The 18,739-nt window shown below is 62.5% G+C and carries 20 protein-coding genes; 8 read left to right on the forward strand and 12 right to left on the reverse strand.

The features are described from left to right. Window positions 1-10: 10 nt before the first annotated feature. Window positions 11-880: a 16S rRNA (cytidine(1402)-2'-O)-methyltransferase gene (gene rsmI / locus V8192_RS13465; protein WP_341633616.1), complete on the reverse strand. Its 870-nt coding sequence runs from the start codon at window positions 878-880 to the stop codon at window positions 11-13. Window positions 881-964: 84 nt separating this feature from the next. Between rsmI and V8192_RS13470 the strand changes: the two genes are divergently transcribed. After that, window positions 965-1,345, forward strand: coding sequence for a hypothetical protein (locus V8192_RS13470; RefSeq protein WP_341633617.1), 381 nt, complete (start codon window positions 965-967; stop codon window positions 1,343-1,345). Here the strand turns inward: V8192_RS13470 and hemW are convergent. Genes hemW through rph form a run of 3 tightly spaced genes read right to left on the reverse strand, consistent with a single transcriptional unit; the run spans window position 1,305 to window position 3,807 of the window. Further along, a complete protein-coding gene (gene hemW, locus V8192_RS13475) occupies window positions 1,305-2,486 on the reverse strand; it encodes a radical SAM family heme chaperone HemW (RefSeq protein ID WP_341633618.1) in 1,182 nt (393 codons plus the stop codon). The genes V8192_RS13470 and hemW overlap by 41 nt on opposite strands. Then, a complete protein-coding gene (gene rdgB / locus V8192_RS13480) occupies window positions 2,483-3,094 on the reverse strand; it encodes an RdgB/HAM1 family non-canonical purine NTP pyrophosphatase (RefSeq protein ID WP_341633619.1) in 612 nt (203 codons plus the stop codon). Before rdgB ends, hemW begins: the two co-directional genes overlap by 4 nt. Next, entirely contained in the window at window positions 3,091-3,807 is a 717-nt protein-coding gene (rph, locus tag V8192_RS13485; protein ID WP_341633620.1) for a ribonuclease PH, read from the reverse strand. Before rph ends, rdgB begins: the two co-directional genes overlap by 4 nt. Before the next feature lie 67 nt (window positions 3,808-3,874). On the opposite strand from rph, the gene hrcA reads away from it, so the two are divergent. Beyond that, complete coding sequence (hrcA, locus tag V8192_RS13490; RefSeq protein ID WP_341633621.1) at window positions 3,875-4,909, forward strand: heat-inducible transcriptional repressor HrcA; 1,035 nt, start codon at window positions 3,875-3,877, stop codon at window positions 4,907-4,909. Beyond that, a complete protein-coding gene (grpE, locus tag V8192_RS13495; RefSeq protein WP_341633622.1) occupies window positions 4,906-5,466 on the forward strand; it encodes a nucleotide exchange factor GrpE in 561 nt (186 codons plus the stop codon). Before hrcA ends, grpE begins: the two co-directional genes overlap by 4 nt. Before the next feature lie 4 nt (window positions 5,467-5,470). On the opposite strand, the gene V8192_RS13500 is transcribed toward grpE, so the two are convergent. From V8192_RS13500 to V8192_RS13510, 3 genes are all read right to left on the reverse strand, one after another. Next, a complete protein-coding gene (locus V8192_RS13500; protein WP_341633623.1) occupies window positions 5,471-6,706 on the reverse strand; it encodes an FAD-dependent oxidoreductase in 1,236 nt (411 codons plus the stop codon). Window positions 6,707-6,719: 13 nt separating this feature from the next. Beyond that, entirely contained in the window at window positions 6,720-9,431 is a 2,712-nt protein-coding gene (locus V8192_RS13505) for a TonB-dependent receptor (RefSeq protein WP_341633624.1), read from the reverse strand. A gap of 117 nt (window positions 9,432-9,548) precedes the next feature. Next, window positions 9,549-9,998 carry a vgr related protein gene (locus V8192_RS13510; protein WP_341633625.1) on the reverse strand — a complete coding sequence of 150 codons (450 nt, stop codon included), beginning with the start codon at window positions 9,996-9,998 and terminating at the stop codon, window positions 9,549-9,551. Between the two features lie 96 nt (window positions 9,999-10,094). On the opposite strand from V8192_RS13510, the gene V8192_RS13515 reads away from it, so the two are divergent. The 3 genes from V8192_RS13515 (at window position 10,095) to mltG (ending at window position 12,656) form a co-directional block, all read left to right on the forward strand. Further along, window positions 10,095-10,331 (forward strand): acyl carrier protein, encoded by a 237-nt coding sequence (locus tag V8192_RS13515; RefSeq protein ID WP_341633626.1) that lies wholly within the window; start codon window positions 10,095-10,097, stop codon window positions 10,329-10,331. A gap of 106 nt (window positions 10,332-10,437) precedes the next feature. After that, window positions 10,438-11,697, forward strand: coding sequence for a beta-ketoacyl-ACP synthase II (fabF, locus tag V8192_RS13520; protein ID WP_341633828.1), 1,260 nt, complete (start codon window positions 10,438-10,440; stop codon window positions 11,695-11,697). Beyond that, window positions 11,694-12,656, forward strand: coding sequence for an endolytic transglycosylase MltG (gene mltG / locus V8192_RS13525; protein ID WP_341633627.1), 963 nt, complete (start codon window positions 11,694-11,696; stop codon window positions 12,654-12,656). The genes fabF and mltG overlap by 4 nt, the downstream gene beginning before the upstream one ends. A 54-nt stretch (window positions 12,657-12,710) precedes the next feature. On the opposite strand, the gene V8192_RS13530 is transcribed toward mltG, so the two are convergent. The 3 genes from V8192_RS13530 to V8192_RS13540 form a co-directional block, all read right to left on the reverse strand. Continuing rightward, entirely contained in the window at window positions 12,711-13,118 is a 408-nt protein-coding gene (locus tag V8192_RS13530; RefSeq protein ID WP_341633628.1) for an SH3 domain-containing protein, read from the reverse strand. Beyond that, window positions 13,057-13,437, reverse strand: coding sequence for a MarR family transcriptional regulator (locus V8192_RS13535; protein ID WP_341633629.1), 381 nt, complete (start codon window positions 13,435-13,437; stop codon window positions 13,057-13,059). The genes V8192_RS13530 and V8192_RS13535 overlap by 62 nt, the downstream gene beginning before the upstream one ends. Before the next feature lie 113 nt (window positions 13,438-13,550). Then, a complete protein-coding gene (locus tag V8192_RS13540) occupies window positions 13,551-14,948 on the reverse strand; it encodes a leucyl aminopeptidase family protein (RefSeq protein ID WP_341633630.1) in 1,398 nt (465 codons plus the stop codon). Window positions 14,949-15,061: 113 nt separating this feature from the next. On the opposite strand from V8192_RS13540, the gene V8192_RS13545 reads away from it, so the two are divergent. After that, window positions 15,062-15,727 (forward strand): PEPxxWA-CTERM sorting domain-containing protein, encoded by a 666-nt coding sequence (locus V8192_RS13545; RefSeq protein ID WP_341633631.1) that lies wholly within the window; start codon window positions 15,062-15,064, stop codon window positions 15,725-15,727. On the opposite strand, the gene rimO is transcribed toward V8192_RS13545, so the two are convergent. Next, entirely contained in the window at window positions 15,724-17,058 is a 1,335-nt protein-coding gene (gene rimO, locus V8192_RS13550; protein ID WP_341633632.1) for a 30S ribosomal protein S12 methylthiotransferase RimO, read from the reverse strand. The genes V8192_RS13545 and rimO overlap by 4 nt on opposite strands. A 114-nt stretch (window positions 17,059-17,172) precedes the next feature. Between rimO and V8192_RS13555 the strand changes: the two genes are divergently transcribed. Then, window positions 17,173-18,495 carry a UDP-glucose dehydrogenase family protein gene (locus V8192_RS13555; RefSeq protein ID WP_341633633.1) on the forward strand — a complete coding sequence of 441 codons (1,323 nt, stop codon included), beginning with the start codon at window positions 17,173-17,175 and terminating at the stop codon, window positions 18,493-18,495. Here the strand turns inward: V8192_RS13555 and V8192_RS13560 are convergent. Further along, window positions 18,453-18,731: a hypothetical protein gene (locus V8192_RS13560; protein ID WP_341633634.1), complete on the reverse strand. Its 279-nt coding sequence runs from the start codon at window positions 18,729-18,731 to the stop codon at window positions 18,453-18,455. The two genes, V8192_RS13555 and V8192_RS13560, sit on opposite strands and share 43 nt — an antisense overlap. Window positions 18,732-18,739 lie beyond the last annotated feature (8 nt).

Here is an 18,739-nt window from a genome sequence, read left to right on the forward strand (position 1 = left end):
GCCTAAGGGGTCACCTGGTTTTTGTCACGCGCCGGTCGGTCCCGGTCACTTTGCTGCGCTCGAGAGCGCGGGCATAGGCGCGCTTTCGCGGCACGTTCAGCTTGTCGGCGACCGCGGCAGCAGCGCGCGAGGGCGACAGCCGCAAGAGCGCTTCATCGATCGCCTCGTTGAGCTCGGCATCGCTGGCCTCGAGCGCTTCGCCGGGCGGACCGACGAGAAGGACGATCTCGCCCTTTGGAGCAGAGTCCGCATAATGCTGCGCAAGCTCGCCAAGCGTGCCGGTGACGCACTCCTCGTGAAGCTTGCTTATCTCCCGTGCGACCGCACCTTCTCTGCCGCCAAGATTGGCGGCCAGCGCCGCCAGCGTTTCTCCAAGGCGGGGACCGCTCTCGTAGAAGACGAGCGTTGCCCGAACGGCGGCGATTTCGCCGATCGCATCGGTCCTCGCCTTGGCCTTGACGGGCAGGAAACCGCAAAAGAGGAACCGGTCAGTCGGTAATCCTGCAAGGGTGAGCGCAGCGATAACGGCCGAGGGCCCCGGGACGGTGTGGACGGAATGGCCGGCTGCGCGCGCAGCCCGGACGAGTTTATAGCCAGGATCCGAAATCAGGGGCGTTCCCGCGTCACTGACCAGTGCAATTGCCTCTTCTCCAAGCCTGTTGACGATCCGCCCGCGCTCGCTTTCGCTCGTATGATCGTCGTAGCGGCTCATCGGCACTTTGCTGCCGATGTGAGCCAGCAGCTTGGCGGTTACACGGGTGTCTTCGGCAAGAATCCGATCGGCGCACCGCAGGGTGTCGGCGGCGCGCTGTCCAAGATCGGCCAGATTGCCGATCGGGGTTGCCACGATGTGGAGGCCCGGAGGGAGGTCTTCAGTCATTCATTAACCGCGAAAAAGTTCTTCCAAATCAAATGCAAAAGAGTCATCATCGGGATATTCATCGTCTGCCTGGGGAGAGGTTTGATGATTGTATTACTGGCGGCATCTTCGATCACTCTGACCGCCCTTCAAGCTTCGATCAATGCGCCTCGCGACGCATTCAAGACCTGTCTTAAGGACGCAAGCAGCAAGGCCCTTGGCGCCAAGGTAACCGCCGAGGGGTACGAGGCCTATGTCCGCACCGCCTGCACCAACGAGCTGGGCGGCTTTAGGACGGCGACCGTCAAGTTCGACATGGGCAACAAGATGTCGAGGAAAGACGCGTCTGAAGATGCCGATTCGATGATCTCGGATTTCGTTTCGAGCGCGCTCGACCACTACAAGTACATGGCCGGCTCATCCCTTCCACAGAAGTTGCCGGCTGCTACGCCGCCGCCGACGCCTGCCGCCCAACCGAAGAACTAGGTTCGAGCGCCGAGATCTCGGCGAGGACATGGTCGAGCAGAAGGCGTCCCGCCAAAGTCGGGGCAATGCGCCCGTCGCTGCGGGTCAGGTGACCTGACGCCACAAGCCGGTCCACCTTGTTCCAGTTGACGATCGTGTTGAAGCCGAAGCGCCGGGCAACGGCATCCGCGTCCACTCCTTCGGAGAGGCGCAGTCCCATGACCAATGCCTCGTCGGCCCCTTCCGAGGCCAAGAGAGCAGCTTCTTCCGACATCCCGTGACCGTTGCGCCTGATGCCCGTGAGGAAGTTCTCGGGTTTTCGGTGGCGGACGGTGCGCAGGCCGAGCCTGCGACCATGTGCGCCAGGGCCGATACCCGCGTAATCGCGATACCTCCAGTATGCGAGATTGTGCCGGCTTTGCGCATTTGGCCGGGCGTAATTGCTGATCTCATACGCCGGCATTCCAGCTGCCGTCGTCATGGCGTCGGTCAGCTCATAGAGCGCTGCGCCGGCATCTGCGTCCAGGGGGTGCAACTGACCTTTGCCTACCATGGCGGAGAAGCGCGTCCCGGGCTCAATGGTCAGCTGGTAGAGGGAAAGGTGGCTCGTTCCGAGCGACAGCGCCTGCGCCAGCGTCACGGACCATTTGTCCTCGGTATCGGCCGGAAGCGCGTAGATGAGGTCGAAGCTTACCCGGCGGAAGTTCTTCTGCGCAATCTCGAGGGCCGCGAACCCTTCGCGCGCCGAATGTGCGCGGCCAAGAAAGCGCAAAGCGTCATCATCGAAGCTTTGCAATCCGAGCGACAGGCGGCCGACGCCCGCGGCACGAAGGCTCGCGAAACGGTTCGCCTCGACCGAGTTGGGGTTGGCCTCGAGCGTGATCTCGACCCCGTCGGTGGGCGTCCACGCTTCGAACGCTGCGGCAATGACTGCCTCGACCGTGCGCGGGTCCATCAAGGAGGGAGTGCCGCCGCCAAAAAAGATGGAAGACAGCTCTCGTCCTGGAAGCAGGCGGGCTTCGTGGGCGAGATCGCTCAGGAGTGCCTCGCGCCAGGCGTCCTGATCGATACTCGCCCGCACGTGGCTGTTGAAATCGCAATAGGGGCATTTGCTGACGCAGAACGGCCAGTGGACATAGAGAGCGAGCGCTTCTCCGTTCATTCGTTCATCGCCGCCAGCAACTTGCGGAACGCATCGGCGCGGTGGCTTATCGAATGCTTGTGCTGGGGTTCGAGTTCACCGAAGGTTTCCTCATAGCCGACCGGCACGAACATCGGATCATAGCCGAAACCGCGATCGCCCCGCGGCGGCCAGACCAGGGTGCCGTCGACGCGGCCGTCGAACGTCTCGGTCTGTCCGTCGTTCGGCCACGCAATCGCCAGCGAACAGACAAAGTGCGCGGCGGCGGGCGCATCGGGTTCGGTAGCCACCACTTCGCGCCAGACGCGCTCCATGGCGCGCATCCAATCGCGGTTTCCCTCCTCGTCCTCGGCCCAGCGGGCCGAAAAAATGCCCGGACGCCCGTGAAGAGCGTCCACGCACAAGCCGCTGTCGTCGGCAAGCGCAGGCAGGCCGCTAAGGTCTGCAGCTTCGCGCGCCTTAAGATCGGCATTGTCAGCGAAGGTGTTCCCGATCTCCTCGGGCTCGGGAAGTCCGAGTTCTTCGGCCCCGACACATGCGATCCCCAGGGGCGCTACAAGCTCCGCGATCTCGCGCAGCTTGCCCGGGTTGTGGGTCGCGATGACGAGCTTCTCGCCGATCGGCCTCATCGGCCGGTCGCCTTCAGCTGGGCCTGGAAGATCTCAGAGCAGCCGATACGCGCGAGGCGCAGCAGTCTCAGCAGCCCTTCCTCGTCGTAGCATTCGCCTTCCGCCGTGACCTGCGCCTCGACGATGGAGCCGTCGGCGGTCAGCACGAAATTGCCGTCACAGCCCGCCTGGCTGTCCTCTTCATAGTCGAGGTCGAGGACCCCTGTTCCCTGGTGGATGCCGCAGCTGACGGCTGCGACCTGCGTGCGAATGGGGTCGGAGGGGATCGCCTTTGCCTCGAGCAGCCGGTCGATGGCGATGCGAAGTGCAACCCAGCCACCGGAGATGGACGCGGTCCGAGTGCCGCCGTCGGCCTGGATGACATCGCAGTCGACGATGACCTGCCGTTCGCCGAGCTTTGGAAGATCCACTACCGCGCGAAGGGAGCGGCCGATCAGCCGCTGGATTTCCTGAGTTCGTCCCGACTGCTTGCCCTTGGCCGCTTCCCGGTTGCCGCGTGTGTGCGTTGCACGCGGCAGCATTCCATATTCCGCCGTCACCCAGCCCTGGCCCTTGCCGCGTAGGAAAGGAGGAAGCCTGTCTTCTACACTGGCAGTGCACAGAACACGCGTGTCGCCGAAGCTGACGAGGCACGCTCCTTCGGCATGACGGGTGAAGCCGGGTTCGAATTTCAATGATCGCATTTGGTCGGGCGCGCGGCCGGACGGACGCATGGGACTCTCCTGATACTGGTGCGCCGCGTCCCTAGACCGGCAAGATCGGCAATCCTAGATGGGTCGAATGGCACAGCCCATTGGAGAACTCACCGACCGGATGCGCGAGATCTTCGGGCTCGTGGTCGAGGCCTATCTCGAACGCGGCCTGCCGATTGGCTCCAAGGCCCTTAGCGGGAGCGTAAGTCTCTCGCCTGCCTCCATCCGCGGCGTGATGCAGGAGCTCGAGGAAAGAGGGCTGCTCACCCATCCACATACATCGGCCGGCCGCATTCCGACCGACAGCGGGCTTCGTCTCTTCGTCGACGGCATCATGCAGGCTGCCGCCCCGGATCCACTCGAACGGCGCGAGATCGAGCGGCAGATCGTGCGCGATCAGCCGATCGAGGACGCGCTTGCAGCGGCTTCCGCAGCGCTGTCCGGGTTGAGCCAGGCCGCGGGCGTGGTGCTTGCCCCCAAGCGCGAACTGACGCTCAAGCAGCTGAACTTCGTTCCCTTGAGCAACACGCGCGCTCTTGCGGTGCTCGTGGGCACCGACGGCAGCGTCGAGAACCGGATCCTGTCACTTGACGCAGGGGCCGGCGCATCGGCGCTGACCGAGGTCAGCAATTTCATCAACGCGCGTTTTTCAGGCCTGACCCTCGCGGAGGCGGAGGCGCGATTGCGGGTCGAGGTGCGTGAACGCAAGGAACTCGTCGATGCCGCTGCTGCCGAGCTGGTTGCTTCCGGCCTTGCGGCGTGGAGCCAGGACCATGCACGGCGACCGGTGCTGATTGTCCGCGGGCATGCAAAGCTCATCGATGCTCACGCGGCAGACGACCTCGAGCGAATACGCCGGCTACTCGATGAGCTTGAGGAGGCGCAGGAGATCGGCCGGCTCTTGGAAAGCGCGCGTGATGCTCCGGGATGCCGGATCTTCATCGGATCCGAGAACCGGATGTTCGCCTTGTCCGGCTCCTCGGTCATCGCCGCACCCTATCGAGGGAGCCAGGGGGAGGTGGTTGGCGTTGTCGGTGTAATCGGCCCCACGCGGTTGAACTATGCTCGCGTGGTGCCCATGGTGGATTTCACAGCGAAAGCACTTACGAGATTGATGGCATGACAGAGGCGACCAAAGACGAAGAACAGCTCCATGAACAGGCGGACGAACTGCGCAAGGAGACCGCGAAGGCCTCGCCCGAAGTAGCCGAGCACGATCATGTCGCCGAGCTCGAGCGTCAGCTCGAGGAGGCGAGGTCGAAGGCGCTTTATGCAGCCGCGGAGACCCAGAACGTCCGGCGCCGGCTCGAGCAGGAGCTTCAGCAGGCAACCAGCTACGCCGCTGCCGGCTTTGCCCGCGACATGCTCGCGATCAAGGACCACCTCGATCGGGCGCTCGCAGCGGTGGGTCCGGAGCTCCGGGACGATAAAACGGCCGCGCAGTTTCTTGCCGGAATCGAATCGACGTCCCGGGAACTGGACTCCGTGTTTCAGCGTCACGGCGTCACCCGCATCAAGTCGGTCGGAGAAGATCTCGATCCTCACCGGCACCAGGCGATGCTCGAAATGCCGAGCGATCAGGAGCCTGGAACCATCGTTGAGGAAATGCAGCCCGGCTACATGATGAAGGACCGGCTCCTTCGTCCTGCGCTCGTGGGAGTTGCAAAGAAGCCTGACTGAAGCACTAGTGAACTTCGCGGTGATGTTCCTCGCTCTTGGTCGAAAGGCTGAACCTGCGCTCACCTTTGGCTTCCCCCAAAAGGAGCGCCGCTGCGTAGCGCCCCACCTCGGGTCCATGCTTGAACCCGTGGCCAGAGCCGCCGCCCAGGAGCAGCACGTTGGGCCACTGCGGGTGGATGTCGATAAGGAAATCGCCGTTTGAGCTGTTCTCATACTGGCAGACCTCGGCCCCGGTGAGCGGTGCGCCCTTGAGCAAGGGAAAACGGCGATCGCGAAACTCGATGACCTCCTGGAGCGCGGCTTCGCTCGGACGCCGGCTCTGCGTGTCGGGATCGACCTCCACACCGTGCGCATCGTGGGCGAACTTGACCCCGCGGGTCTCGAGGTCCGGGAAACCGTAGAAAATATCGCCGCCGTTGAAATCGGCCCAGCCAGGCATTGATCCGGGCAGAAATCGGCGGTCTCCGGCAGGTGCGGCGAAATAGAAGACTTCCTGCCGGGTCGGCAGGATCCTTGGACCGATTACTTCGGGAAAGAGCTTGGGCAGCCATGGTCCTGCTGCAAAGACGAACCGATCCGCGCTGATGCGCTCTCCCGACGATAGGACGATCTCGGCGAGGCGGGTCCCGCCGCGCGCGGGGGGCGTCACGAGGGCCTTTGTATATTCACCGCCCGCTCTGACGAAGCGGTCCACAAGCGTCAGGACCGACCGTCGCGCCATCAACGCTCCAAAATCAGGCTCGTAGAGACCAACACTGATCCCGTCGAAGTCGATCATCGGGAAGCGGCGGGCCATCTCTGCCCTTGCCAGCACTTCGGTTCGAAGTCCTACTTCCCTATGCGCCGAGATGCTGTCCGCGACATAGGCCTCTTCGGTCTGAAAGAAGAACAGGACGCCGCACTGAACGAGGATTGGCAGGCCCGATATGGCGCTCAGTGACTTCCATTGGGGCAGCGACTGTGCCGCCATCCGCGTGTAGATTGCATCCTTGCCATAGGCGGCTCTGGTCAACCGGGATTCGCCGCCGGAGGATGCGCGGGTGTGCGCGGGCCCCCAAGCGTCGATCAGAGTGACGCGGTGTCCCTGCTGTTGCAGATGATGTGCAGTCCAGGCCCCGAATACCCCGGCGCCTACGACTGCCACATGGTCCTTCATGTCTCGCTTGTAGGTCTTCGCGAGCCCTGGTGAAACGGCTGCGCCGCCCGCTCCAAGAAGGAGCGAGCGGCGCGTTACCCTCAACCTTCTTTTCCCGTCAGCCGCGCTGCGGCGCAGGCGGCGGCGGAGGAGGCGGTGGCGGTGGCGGTGGCGGCGGAGCCGGGCACGTCGCCGTCACCGGGATCGCCGAGCCGTCCGGACAAGTCTGCGTGGGCGGCGGCGGAGGAGGCGGAGGCGGCAGAGGTGCTGCGACTGAACTTCCAAAACTCTTGCGGATGGTCAGCCCGATCGTCCGCGGCTGCCCGATATTGTAGCCCAATCTCGCGCGGCCGCCGCGTTCCCTGTCGAGCGAGAGTTTGGGATCCTTGTCGAAAATGTTGTTCACATAGGCGGAGATCTCAAGCCCGCTGTCCCAAGTGATCCCGAGCGACGCATTGACCAGTGTGTAAGCCGGCAGCCTTAGCGAGCCAAAGTTCGTATTGGGGCGGTCGCCGAAGGCGCCGGTCACCGGATCGTAGAAGATTGAGTCGAACACTCCCGCCCCAGCTTCCTGGTCGCCGGGCTGCGTAAATCGGCTCCCAACTCGCTGGACACTTCCGTTCACATACCATTCGGTGGTGGGAGTGAGATGTGTGCCATAGGTGGCGCTTGCAGCTATTTGGTATTTCGGAACCGTCGGCAAACGGTTTCCATCGCGAATCCCAGCCACGATCCCACCGGTGGGTGTCGTCACACTGCTGTCGAACTTGGAACTGAGCAGGCTGCCTGCGAGCGAGAAATCAAGGCCCTCCAAGGGGTGTGCGCTGAATTCCGCCTCGATGCCCTCGCTGTGTGCTTTAGGTACGTTGAACACTACACGAGAAGAGCAGCTGCCGGCATCGGCGGTCACCTGGAGATTCTTGATATCATTGTAGAATGCCGCGGCGTTGAAGGTGATTCCGTGCTTTGAATATTTGACGCCCGCTTCGTAGTTCCAGAGCGTTTCATCCTTATAGGTCGGATGGTTGCCGAAGGTTTGCGCATCGATACCCGTCGCGCCTCCAGAGCAAAGCGGGATGTTGAGCGGATCGTTAACCCCGCCGAGGCGGAAGCCCTTGGCCGCCTGAACGTTCACGCTGAGGCTTCTGCTGGGCTCCCAACTGAGAATCCCGCGGGGCGAGAAGCCGTTGGACTTGGTGCGGTCGCCGATCCGGGTATCTCCGTTGGAGAAGATGCCGCCCGAAATGAAGTCGCGCCGTTCCTTGAAGTCGTACCAGCGGCCACCCGCGGTAATCTTGAACTGACTGAACCTGTAGCTCGCCTCGCCGAACACGGCCTTCTGCTTAATGACATACGGCAGGTCGGCGTTGTACGGCGAGTTGAGAGGAAAGCCGTTTGAGATCGCCGCGTCTGCAGAAGTGAAGGGAACGCGGTTCGCGGGCAGGGGTGCATTAACTTTGCACGTCGCGCTTGCCTGTGCCTGGTCGAAGCAAAGTTCCTGGAGGAACAGGTCGCCTGCGACATCGTAACCCGGAGTGGGCAACCGCTGATGATATTGGCGGTGCACATCGCTGTAGAAGCCGCCGAAGACCCATTGCAGTGGCCCGTTGCCGGTTGACGCGAGCCGCAGCTCCTGCGTGAATTGATTGAGACGCGTCGTATCGCGCAGGTTCGAAGGCAAGGTTGCTTGCTGGGCAATCGCGAGCGAACGGGTCGGATCGGTCCCAAGGAAGGCCTCCGCGAAGCTTACGGTGACGGAGTTTGTCAGCGCCGATGCATCCCGGCTGACCAGGATGTTGCGCCACAACTTGCTGCTGACCGAAGTCAATTCGACCGGTCCGAAGTCATAGCTGACGGTCAGGTCGGCAAGTGCCGTCTTGTCGCGAAATTCCTCTGGCAGCTTGAGATAGACTTTACGCTCCCCAAGATCCGTTCCCGCGGCACCGGACGTGAATTGGTTGTCGTAGAGGTTATAGAATTCCTCACGATTGAAGCCGTTGGCCTTCGCCTCCTGATACACCAGCCTCGGCGTGACCTTCACTTGCGGCGCTGGTTGCCACAGGAGCGAAATCCTTGTGCCGGTCCGGTTGCCGTCGTTGACGTTCTTGCCATGAGCAGGCCCGACGGCGTCGACAAATCCGGCGAAATGGGTGTGATAGCCAACGATCCTCAGTGCAGCCTCGTTCGACATGGGAATGTTGAGCGCGGCCTTGGCATCGTAGCCAATGTCGCCGCCCTTGAGGACATTGACCCCGGCTTCGACCGTTCCCTCGATCCTGTCCGTTCGCGGCTGGTTGGTGATGTAGCGGATCGTGCCGCCCACTGAACCCGAACCGAAAAGCGTACCCTGCGGCCCGCGGAGCGTCTCCACGCGATTAAGATCAAACAGATCGAAGTCCGGCGTGAACAGCGACAGCGAGGCGACGCTCTCATCGAGGTAGATACCGACCTGTTCCTTCACGCCAGGCTGGTCTCTGACGATCTGACCCGCCGACACGCCGCGGATCGACACCTGGCTCTGGCCGGGACCGAGGTTCTGCACGGCAAGTCCCGCGACATTGCGGCTGATGTCCTCAAGGGTTTGGGCGTGGGCTCGCTGTATATCCTGCTGAGTCTGTGCGTTTACCGAGAAAGGAACGTCCTGCACCGTGGACGCACGCTTGGTCGCGGTGACGATGATTTCGCCCTGGGTTGGCGCAGGCGCCGCCGGCGACGCATTGGGCCGCGGATTGGCGGCTTGCGCCCGCTGCTCCTGCCCGGTTTGCGCGGATGCCGGCGCTGAGACTGCGACGACGGATACGCCAACAAGCAAGATAGCTGCAGCTCGCATAAATAATCCCCCGGTTTTGTTGCCTTGCCGACACTATGCCCGAAACAACAGCATTCGCGGAAGACGGGGCGAGCAGTCACGTCACTTTCATGCAGCAGCTGTTGCAGGATTGTGACATCACCTGCGGAAAGGGAGCAGGTCGGCCGGAGGGACTTGGGCCTGCGGTGCGCCGCGGTCGGCAAAGAACCGATGGCGTACGATTTCCGCCTGCTGCTCGATCCCGTAGCTTCCGAAGGGCTTGCCGGGCTCGAGCCTGTAATCATAGCGGCAGAATGGGTGACGCATCATCGGCAAGTAGAAGGATCCTCCCCTTTGCGACTGCCAGACGTGGGTCATTTCATGGATGAAGAAGCCCTGCAGTCCCAGCGGCTCCTTTGAAAAGTCCTCCGACCAGCCGCCGCCATCGGGGTGGAACCAGATGTTCCCCATCGGCGCCATCGCGGCCTGGCGCGGATGAAAGGGCCACCACTTGCCCTTGACGAGACGCACCCTTGAATAATCGATCGCATCTTCAAAGATCGAGCGGAGTAGTTCGATCTCGCCTTGCGTCAGGGAACGCCGCTCCATTCGCCAAGGCTAGCGGGCCGTCGCTCCGTGCGCCACTTGCGGGCTTATCGGTGCATCGCTAGGGCAACGACAAAAGCAAAACGGAGGAAGGTTTCCATGAGCGAGACTGCCGATCGGGTGAAGAAGATCGTCGTCGAACATCTCGGCGTCGAGCCGGACAAGGTGACTGAGGATGCAAGCTTCATCGACGATCTCGGCGCGGACAGCCTCGACATCGTCGAATTGGTGATGGCATTCGAGGAAGAGTTCGGAGTCGAGATTCCGGACGACGCCGCCGAGAAAATCACCACGGTTCGCGACGCGATCGACTATATTGATCAGAACAAGGGCTGATCGGGTCCGCTGACCTGCCGCCGCACGCCTAGTAAGGCGGCATCGAACGGCTTCCCGAACCCATCGGGAGGCCGTTTGTTTTGGAAGGACTGACGGAGTGGAAATGATGCGCCGTGTCGCCGTGACGGGTCTGGGTTTGGTGACGCCGCTGGGCGCCGACGTCGAGACCTGCTGGAAAAACCTCATTGCCTCGAAGAGCGGCGCCGGACCAATCACCAAGTTCGACGCGAGCGATCAGAAGTGCCGGATCGCCTGCGAGGTGAAGCCTGCGGATCACGAATATGGGTTCGATCCGTCCAGGCGCGTCGACCACAAGATCCAGCGGCAGGTGGATCCCTTCATCGTCTACGGTCTCGATGCAGCCGGCCAGGCGATCGAAGATGCGGGCCTTGTCGACATGGACGAGGAGACGCGGCTTAGAGCCGGTGTTTCCATCGGTTCGGGCATTGGGGGACTTCCGGGGATCGAGAGCGAAAGCCTCGTGCTGCACGAAAAGGGTCCGGGCCGGGTCAGCCCTCACTTCGTCCATGGCCGCCTGATCAATCTCATCTCGGGTCAGGTTTCGATCAAATACGGGCTCATGGGGCCCAATCATGCAGTGGTGACGGCCTGCTCGACGGGCGCCCATTCGATCGGTGACGCGGCACGAATGATCGCGATGGACGATGCCGACATCATGCTTGCCGGCGGCTCCGAATCGACCATCTGTCCGATCGGCATCGCGGGCTTTGCGCAGGCCCGGGCACTCAGCACGAATTTCAATGATCACCCCGAAAAGGCTAGCCGGCCCTATGACAGGGACCGTGACGGCTTCGTGATGGGCGAGGGTGCAGGAGTCGTCGTGCTCGAGGAGTATGAGCACGCAAAGGCGCGCGGCGCGAAAATCTACGCCGAAGTGATCGGCTACGGATTGTCCGGCGACGCCTATCACGTGACCGCGCCGCACCCGGAAGGGTCCGGCGGATACCGGGCGATGCAGATGGCACTGAAGAAGTCGGGGCTTCAGCCCTCCGATATCGATTATATCAATGCTCACGGCACCTCGACGCCGCTTGGCGACGAACTCGAGCTTGGAGCCGTGCGGCGATTGTTCGGCAATGCCATCGCGAACGTGTCGATGAGTTCGACCAAGTCGGCGATTGGACATCTGCTCGGCGGAGCGGGCGCGGTCGAGAGCATCTTCTGCATTCTGGCCATGCGCGACCAGGTGGTGCCCCCCACGCTGAACCTGGATAATCCGAGCGAGAGCTGTGAAGGCGTCGACCTTGTGCCTCACAAGGCCAAGGAGCGGCCGGTCCGGGCCGTCCTCAACAACAGCTTCGGCTTCGGCGGTACCAATGCTTCGCTGGTCATGAAGGCGGTGTGAGGCGGCTCCTTGTTGCCGGGGCGGCGCTTGTCGCCGCGATATTGCTCGGCATCTATCTTCTCTGGTGGAGTAGCGGACCAAGGCCTGGCCCGCATAACGTCATGATCGAGGAGGGCGCGACGGTCGGATCCGTTGCGCGCAAGCTCGAGAAAGAAGGAGTGATCCCTGGCTCGGCTCGCACCTATTACCTGATGGCGCGACTGTTCGGGTCGCACGATCCGATCCAGGCGGGAGAGTTCGAGATTCCAAGGGGAATGGGCGGTTCCGCCATCCTGGACCTGCTTCAGCACGGCAAACCCGTCCAACGGCTGATCACCGTAACCGAGGGCATGCCGGCGATCGCCGTGACCGAGAAACTCGCCGCGAACCCGTATCTTGCGGGGCCGCTACCCAGCATAGACGAGGGTTCGCTGCTACCGGACAGCTACGGCTACCAGCGAGGTGAGACGCGCGCTGCGCTCGTCAGTCGAATGCAGCGAGCCATGCAGAAGACGGTTGCAGCGCTCTGGGCGAGCCGAAGCAGCGATTGCCCCATCGTGATGCCCGAGCAAGCAGTAATCCTGGCCTCGATCGTCGAGAAGGAAACCGGAAAGGCCGCCGAGCGTCCGATGATTGCCGGGGTTTACTGCAATCGGTTGAGAATCGGCATGAAGCTCGATGCCGACCCGACGGTGATCTACCCGATCACCAAGGGCAAACCGCTCGGCCGCCGCATCCTGAAGTCGGAACTGAATGCCGAGAACGGTTATAATACCTATCGCCGAAGCGGATTGCCCGAGGGGCCGATCGCGAACCCCGGCAAGGCCAGCATCGAGGCAGTGCTTCACCCCGCGCCAACCAAGGCGCTTTATTTCGTCGCCGACGGAACGGGTGGACATGTGTTCGCCGACACACTCGCCCAGCAGAATGCCAATGTCGCAAGATGGTATGCGATTCGCCGGCAGCGAGGGCAGATGTGAGGATAAACTGCTCGCTCCGGCGCCCGCCCGCATCGCTGCTGGCTCGGCGTTGACCTACCGGTTTTTCTGACCAGCTTTGTCTTTCGCGCCGCGGGGGTCGGCCGCCAGCGCCTCGCTTCTCACGTAGCCGACGCGCCGTTTGGTCCCCCCATATCCCCAGGCCCATCCGATGCTGTCATCCAGCATCTCGAATCGCTCGCCCTCACCAAGCTCGCAGATGACAGAGGCTTCATCGGAAGGAGCGCTGCGCAGCGACGCCCGCCGGCTGAGCAGGCGATGCAGCGGCTCGGCATAATGGGACGCAATCACACTCCCGGCGAGGGAGACGTCGGCGAGGTCCTTCCGGTAGGCGTTGAATTCAGGATCTGGCGGATTCGACGGCCCCGAAAGTGCGTACTCGTCAGCGCTGGTGGGCGTAGGCCGGGGCTTGGCCGATGATTGGCCGGTGGCCCGCGGAGCCACTGTCGCTCTCGCGGAGGTTGCGTTTGAAGCCTTCAAGAAAATCTGCCCCGCTGCTGGTGCGGACGACAAACACGTTCCGGCGATCGTCCTGGTCTCGCTCGCGCCGCAGATAGCCGAGCGCACCCAGCGTGTTCAAGGCGCGAGTGACCACGGGTTTTGAAACCCCCAGCACTCTTGCCAGACCGCGCACCGTGTGAGGTCCAGGGGTGAGGTAGACCAGCATCAACAGTGCCATCTGCCGGTTCGTGAGGTCCGGCTCACCCGAGCGGACATAGGCGATAAGGGCCTTCATCCATCCCGTCAGCGATACCTCGCCCATAACCGCAAAACTCCAATTCTGCGCCGCGTTAGCTTGGCGAAGTAAACCGGCCAGAGCCGGAATTGTTGCAGTGCCGTGTCTTTAAAAAAGCGTGATCTTCGCCAATTGCTGTTTCACGCGTGTAAGTAACGGGCTTTCATGAACGCGAACATGGCCCGCAGTCCGAGCGCTTCACCGCCCTTGGGGCGGCCAGGTTTTGCAGCATCGCGCCAGGCGTAAGTGTCGAAATGCGCCCATTGAATTTGGTCAGGAACGAAGCGTTTCAGGAACAGCGCGGCGATGATGCTTCCGGCCATCGGACTGTTTGCGGCATTTGCGAGGTCCGCGATGTCGCTCTTGAGCATTTCGTCATAGGGATCCCACAGCGGCATTCGCCAGATCGGGTCGTCGGAGCGGCCTGCCGCCGCGGCCGCTTCGGCGGCGAGCTCCTCGCTGGTTGAAAAGAAGGCAGGAAGATCTGGTCCCAGCGCAACCCGTGCGGCGCCCGTCAGGGTCGCAAAGTCGATGATGAGTTCTGGATGATCCTCTGCTGCCCTCGCAAGCGCGTCTGCAAGGATCAGCCGCCCCTCAGCGTCGGTATTGTCGATTTCGACGAACAGTCCCTTGCGGGACCGGATCACGTCTCCTGGACGGTAGGCGCTTCCCGAAACGGCATTCTCGACAGCGGGAATGAGGAGCCGAATCCTGACCGGCAGCCTTTCGGCAATGATCAAGCGCGCCAGCGCCAGCGCATGGGCTGCTCCGCCCATGTCCTTCTTCATCAGGCGCATCCCTGAAGCAGGCTTGAGGTCGAGACCGCCGCTGTCGAAGCAGACGCCCTTGCCGACGATCGCAACATAAGGGTCACCAGGCTTGCCCCACTCGAGCTCGATCAGTCGGGGCGCGCGGCGTTCGGCAGCGCCGGCGCCGACTGCGGCGATGAGGGGATAACCCTCCGCGAGATCCTTTCCACCCGTGACCTGAACCCTCGCGCCGAGTTCGTTGGCCGTCTCGCGAACCGCCTCCTCAAGTTCGGCGGGTCCAAGATCGCCAGCCGGCCTGTTGACCAGATCTCGGACAAGAGCGGTCGCACCAGCCTCGCGAACCAAACCATCAATCCTCGCGGCATCCTTGCTGAGGAGAATTCGCGGGCCGCGCTCCGGTTCTTCGTTCTTTGAGCGATATTCATCGAAGGCGTGCTGCCCGAGGAGCCATCCGAGCGCCGCCTCGCCGGGCTCGCCCTGCGCAAGCTTGTACGTCCCCTGCGGCAGTTTTTCCGCGAGGCTTGCGAGGCACCAGGGCGAGAGCTCATCAATGGCGTTGACCACGCTCACGACTTCGAAGTCGTTGCCGCGCGGCAGCAATGCACTGGAATGAGCAGTCTTGCCGTCGAACCTCTGTGCCTCCAGGAGCGCGCGATCCTCGGCCGGCCGCTTCTTCATCCAATCGGCGAAGCTGTTTTTGTCGACGAGGTGGATCGGCCGGGCCTTCTGCCCGCGATCAGCGACAAGCAATTGCGCAAAATCGGTCATGAAAGCGGCTCTAGTGCGCGGGCAAGGACAGGACCAGTCCGGCGCTTGAACCTCTCCTCCCCGAGACCGCACTGACCGCGTCGGGGGGGCACCCAGCCAATAGGGGTAGCCCCATGAGGAGCATTACGTTCGCAGTCGCCGTTCTCCCGATCATCCTTGGGTCATCCGCGGTCGCGGCAACCGTTTCGGACCCCGCCAATGATTTCCTGCCAAGTTTTGTCGGTACCGCCAGTCCCGACCTTGACGTAACGAGCTTCTCGGTCAGTCTTAATCCTGCAGCCACAAGCTTCACGCTCGGCGCTGTCCTTGCCGGGCAGATCGATCCTGCAATGGCGGGCTTCTATGTGATCGGCGTCGATACCGGAGCGGGCGCGATCAGGCCCTTTGGCGCCATCGGGGAGCCGAACGTGATCTTTGACCAGGTGATCGTCGTGCAGAAGAACGGAACAGCCACTCTTGGTGCTAACGCGCTTGGCGTTTCGATGGTTGGAAACCAATTCATCGTCACCGTTCCGACCGCGCTTCTCCCGTCCACAGGCGCAAGCCCTGCCAGTTACGGCTTCAACATCTGGCCACGTTTCGGGGCAACAGTCACGAATAACAGCCAAATCTCTGATTTTGCGCCCAATAATGCGCTGCTTGGCGTCAATGGAATTCTTCCGGCCGTTCCGGAACCGTCCTCGTGGCTCATGATGCTGCTTGGCTTGGGCATCGTCGGCGGCTCGATCGAATTCAGGCGGCGGCGAAAGGCGGCTCCCCGGTTCGCCTTGAGCGCTTAAGCGGGAACGCCGAAGAGGTCGTGCTCGTCGGCGTCTTCGACCTGTGTCGTCACGATGTCGCCGGGACTGAGCCCGGCGGCGTCGCGAAGGTGGACCTCGCCGTCGATCTCCGGCGCATCGGCCTTGGATCGCCCGGTAGCGCCGCCGGTGTCCTCGTCGACGGCGTCGATCAATACGTCGATCCTCGAGCCGATCTTGGCGGTGAGCTTCGCAGCCGAAATCCGGCTCGATAGTGCCATCAGCGCTTCGTAGCGTTCCTGCTTCAGCTCTTCGGGGACCTGATTTTCCATCGCGGTCGCAGGAGCTCCCTCGACCGCCTCGAATTTGAAAGCCCCGACGCGATCGAGCTGGGCTTCCTCGAGCCAGGCGAGGAGATAGGCGAAATCCTGCTCCGTTTCTCCGGGGAAGCCGACGACGAAGCTCGAGCGGATTGCAAGTTCGGGGACTTGCTCCCGCCAGCTACGGATCCGCTGCAGCACCTTCGCGTCGTTCGCCGGACGCCGCATGCGTCGCAGCACGTCCGGGCTCGCGTGCTGGAACGGAATGTCGAGGTAGGGGAGGACGAGGCCCTCGGCCATGAGCGGGATTACGTCGTTCACGTGCGGGTAGGGATAGACATAGTGCAGCCGTACCCAGGCGCCGAGCTTGCCCAATTCCCGCGCGAGATCCGTCATGTGCGCCCGGACTTCGCCACCTTTCCAGGGCCAGACCGCGTGGCGCAGATCCACCCCATAGGCGCTCGTGTCCTGACTGATGACCAGCAGTTCCCGAGTTCCCGCTGCAACGAGCTTTTCGGCTTCGCGCAAAATGGCGTCGGGGCGGCGGCTTACGAGGTCTCCCCGCAGGTGCGGGATGATGCAGAAGGCGCAGCGATGGTTGCACCCCTCGGAAATCTTCAAATAGCTGTAATGCCGCGGTGTCAGCTTGAGGCCGGCTTCCGGCACGAGGTCGACGAACGGCGATGGGACTGGAGGGGCTGCGCTGTGCACGGCGGCAACCACTTCCTCATATTGTTGAGGCCCGGTGACCGCGAGCACGTCCGGAAAGCGCTCCCGGATCAGTTCGGCCTCCTTGCCCATGCAGCCGGTGACGACGACGCGGCCATTCTCCGCGATCGCTTCACCGATTGCTTCCAGGCTCTCCTCCTTGGCAGAATCGAGGAAACCGCAGGTGTTGACCAGCACGACGTCGGCGCCTGCGTAATCGGGCGACATGTCATATCCATCGGCGCGCAGCTTGGTCATGATGCGCTCGCTGTCGACGAGTGCCTTGGGACAGCCAAGAGAGACCAGCCCGACGCGCGGGGGCTTGGGTAGAGTTGTGATGTTCATCGGAAGAGCCGCGCCAATATAGTGATTTTGGGGCGAAAACTAGGCGTGCGGCTGAACGCCTTGTTCAGGCGAGCAAAGCGCGGCTAAGGCGCCAGCAATGCAAGAGGAGCAAGCATGCGTATCGCGATGATCGGCACCGGTTATGTGGGGCTCGTTTCCGGCGCCTGCTTCGCTGACTTTGGTCATCGGGTCTGCTGCGTCGACAAGGATTCGGCGAAAATCAATGGCCTCAACGCCGGCGTCATGCCGATCTGGGAACCGGGACTGGAAGCGATCGTCAAGTCGAACGTCGAGCGGGGCCGGCTCACTTTCACGACCGATCTTGCAGAAGCGGTGAAGAACGCGGAGGCGGTGTTCATCGCGGTCGGCACACCGGCGCGCCGCGGTGACGGGCACGCCGATCTCACCTTTGTCTTCGAAGCCGTTCGCGAACTCGCCAAGGTCATGAAACCAGGCACGGTCGTCGTCACCAAGTCGACCGTTCCTGTCGGTACCGGGGACAAGATCGAAGCGATCCTCAGAGACGAGGGTGTCGAAAAGGTATCGGTCGCGTCCAATCCTGAGTTCCTGCGCGAGGGCGCAGCGATCGCGGACTTCAAGCATCCGGATCGCATCGTGGTTGGCGCCGAGGATGCCCACTCCCAGGACGTTCTTCGCGAAATCTACCGACCATTGTTTCTCAATCGGGCGCCAATCTTGATCACCGGCCGCAGGACGGCCGAATTGACCAAATATGCGGCCAATGCATTTCTCGCCGTGAAGATCAGCTTCATCAACGAGATCGCGGACCTGTGCGAAGCCGTTGACGCAGACGTGCAGGACGTTGCCCGCGGCATCGGCCTCGACAACCGCATCGGTCCCAAATTCCTGCACGCGGGCCCTGGATATGGTGGTAGCTGCTTCCCCAAGGACACGCTGGCCCTCCTGCAGACGGCGGATGAGGCGGGGATCGACCAGCGGATCGTGCGCACGACCGTCAACGTGAATGATGACCGGAAATCCCAGATGGTCAATCGGGTCGTTGCCGCGATGGGCGGGAGCCTCGAGGGGAGGCGCGTCGGCGTCCTCGGGCTAGCCTTCAAGCCGAATACCGATGACATGCGCGAGGCGCCATCGATCCCGCTGGTCCAGGGGCTCGTGAAGCTCGGCGCTCAGGTTCGCGCATTCGATCCCGTTGCCCGCGAGCAGGCCGAGAAGGTGCTCAAGGGAATCGAGTTTGCCGATGATGCCTACGCAGCTGCGGAGGGCGCGGACGTTCTCGTCATCGTGACGGAATGGGACGAGTTTCGGGCGCTTGACCTCGACCGCATCGCGGCATCCCTCAAGGGCAAGGTTCTTGTCGACCTTCGAAACGTCTACGACCGGCAGGAAGCGGAGGAGGCGGGCCTCGTGTATTACGGGGTCGGCCGCGGGCGGCCCTCGGTCGCAACAGCCTGAACCTTTGGGTTTCCCGCATTTTCGGGCGAGCGCGGCGCGGTCAGTGTCGAACTCAACGCTTGGTCAAACTCGCTCCGGTGCCGTGGGAAATTGATGCGCCCGCCACTCTTGCGCTCTATCTGGAGTTCATAGGCGCGGGCGAGTTTTTCATGGGCGGACCGCGCTGCCGCATTGTCCGCAGCTTCCGCCAGGGTCCGCTCCACCTGCTGCCGGAGGAAGACGTAGTTGAGATCCATGGCGAGGT

The sequence above is a fragment of the Sphingomonas agri genome (assembly GCF_038148795.1).
GTDB lineage: Bacteria > Pseudomonadota > Alphaproteobacteria > Sphingomonadales > Sphingomonadaceae > Sphingomicrobium > Sphingomicrobium agri.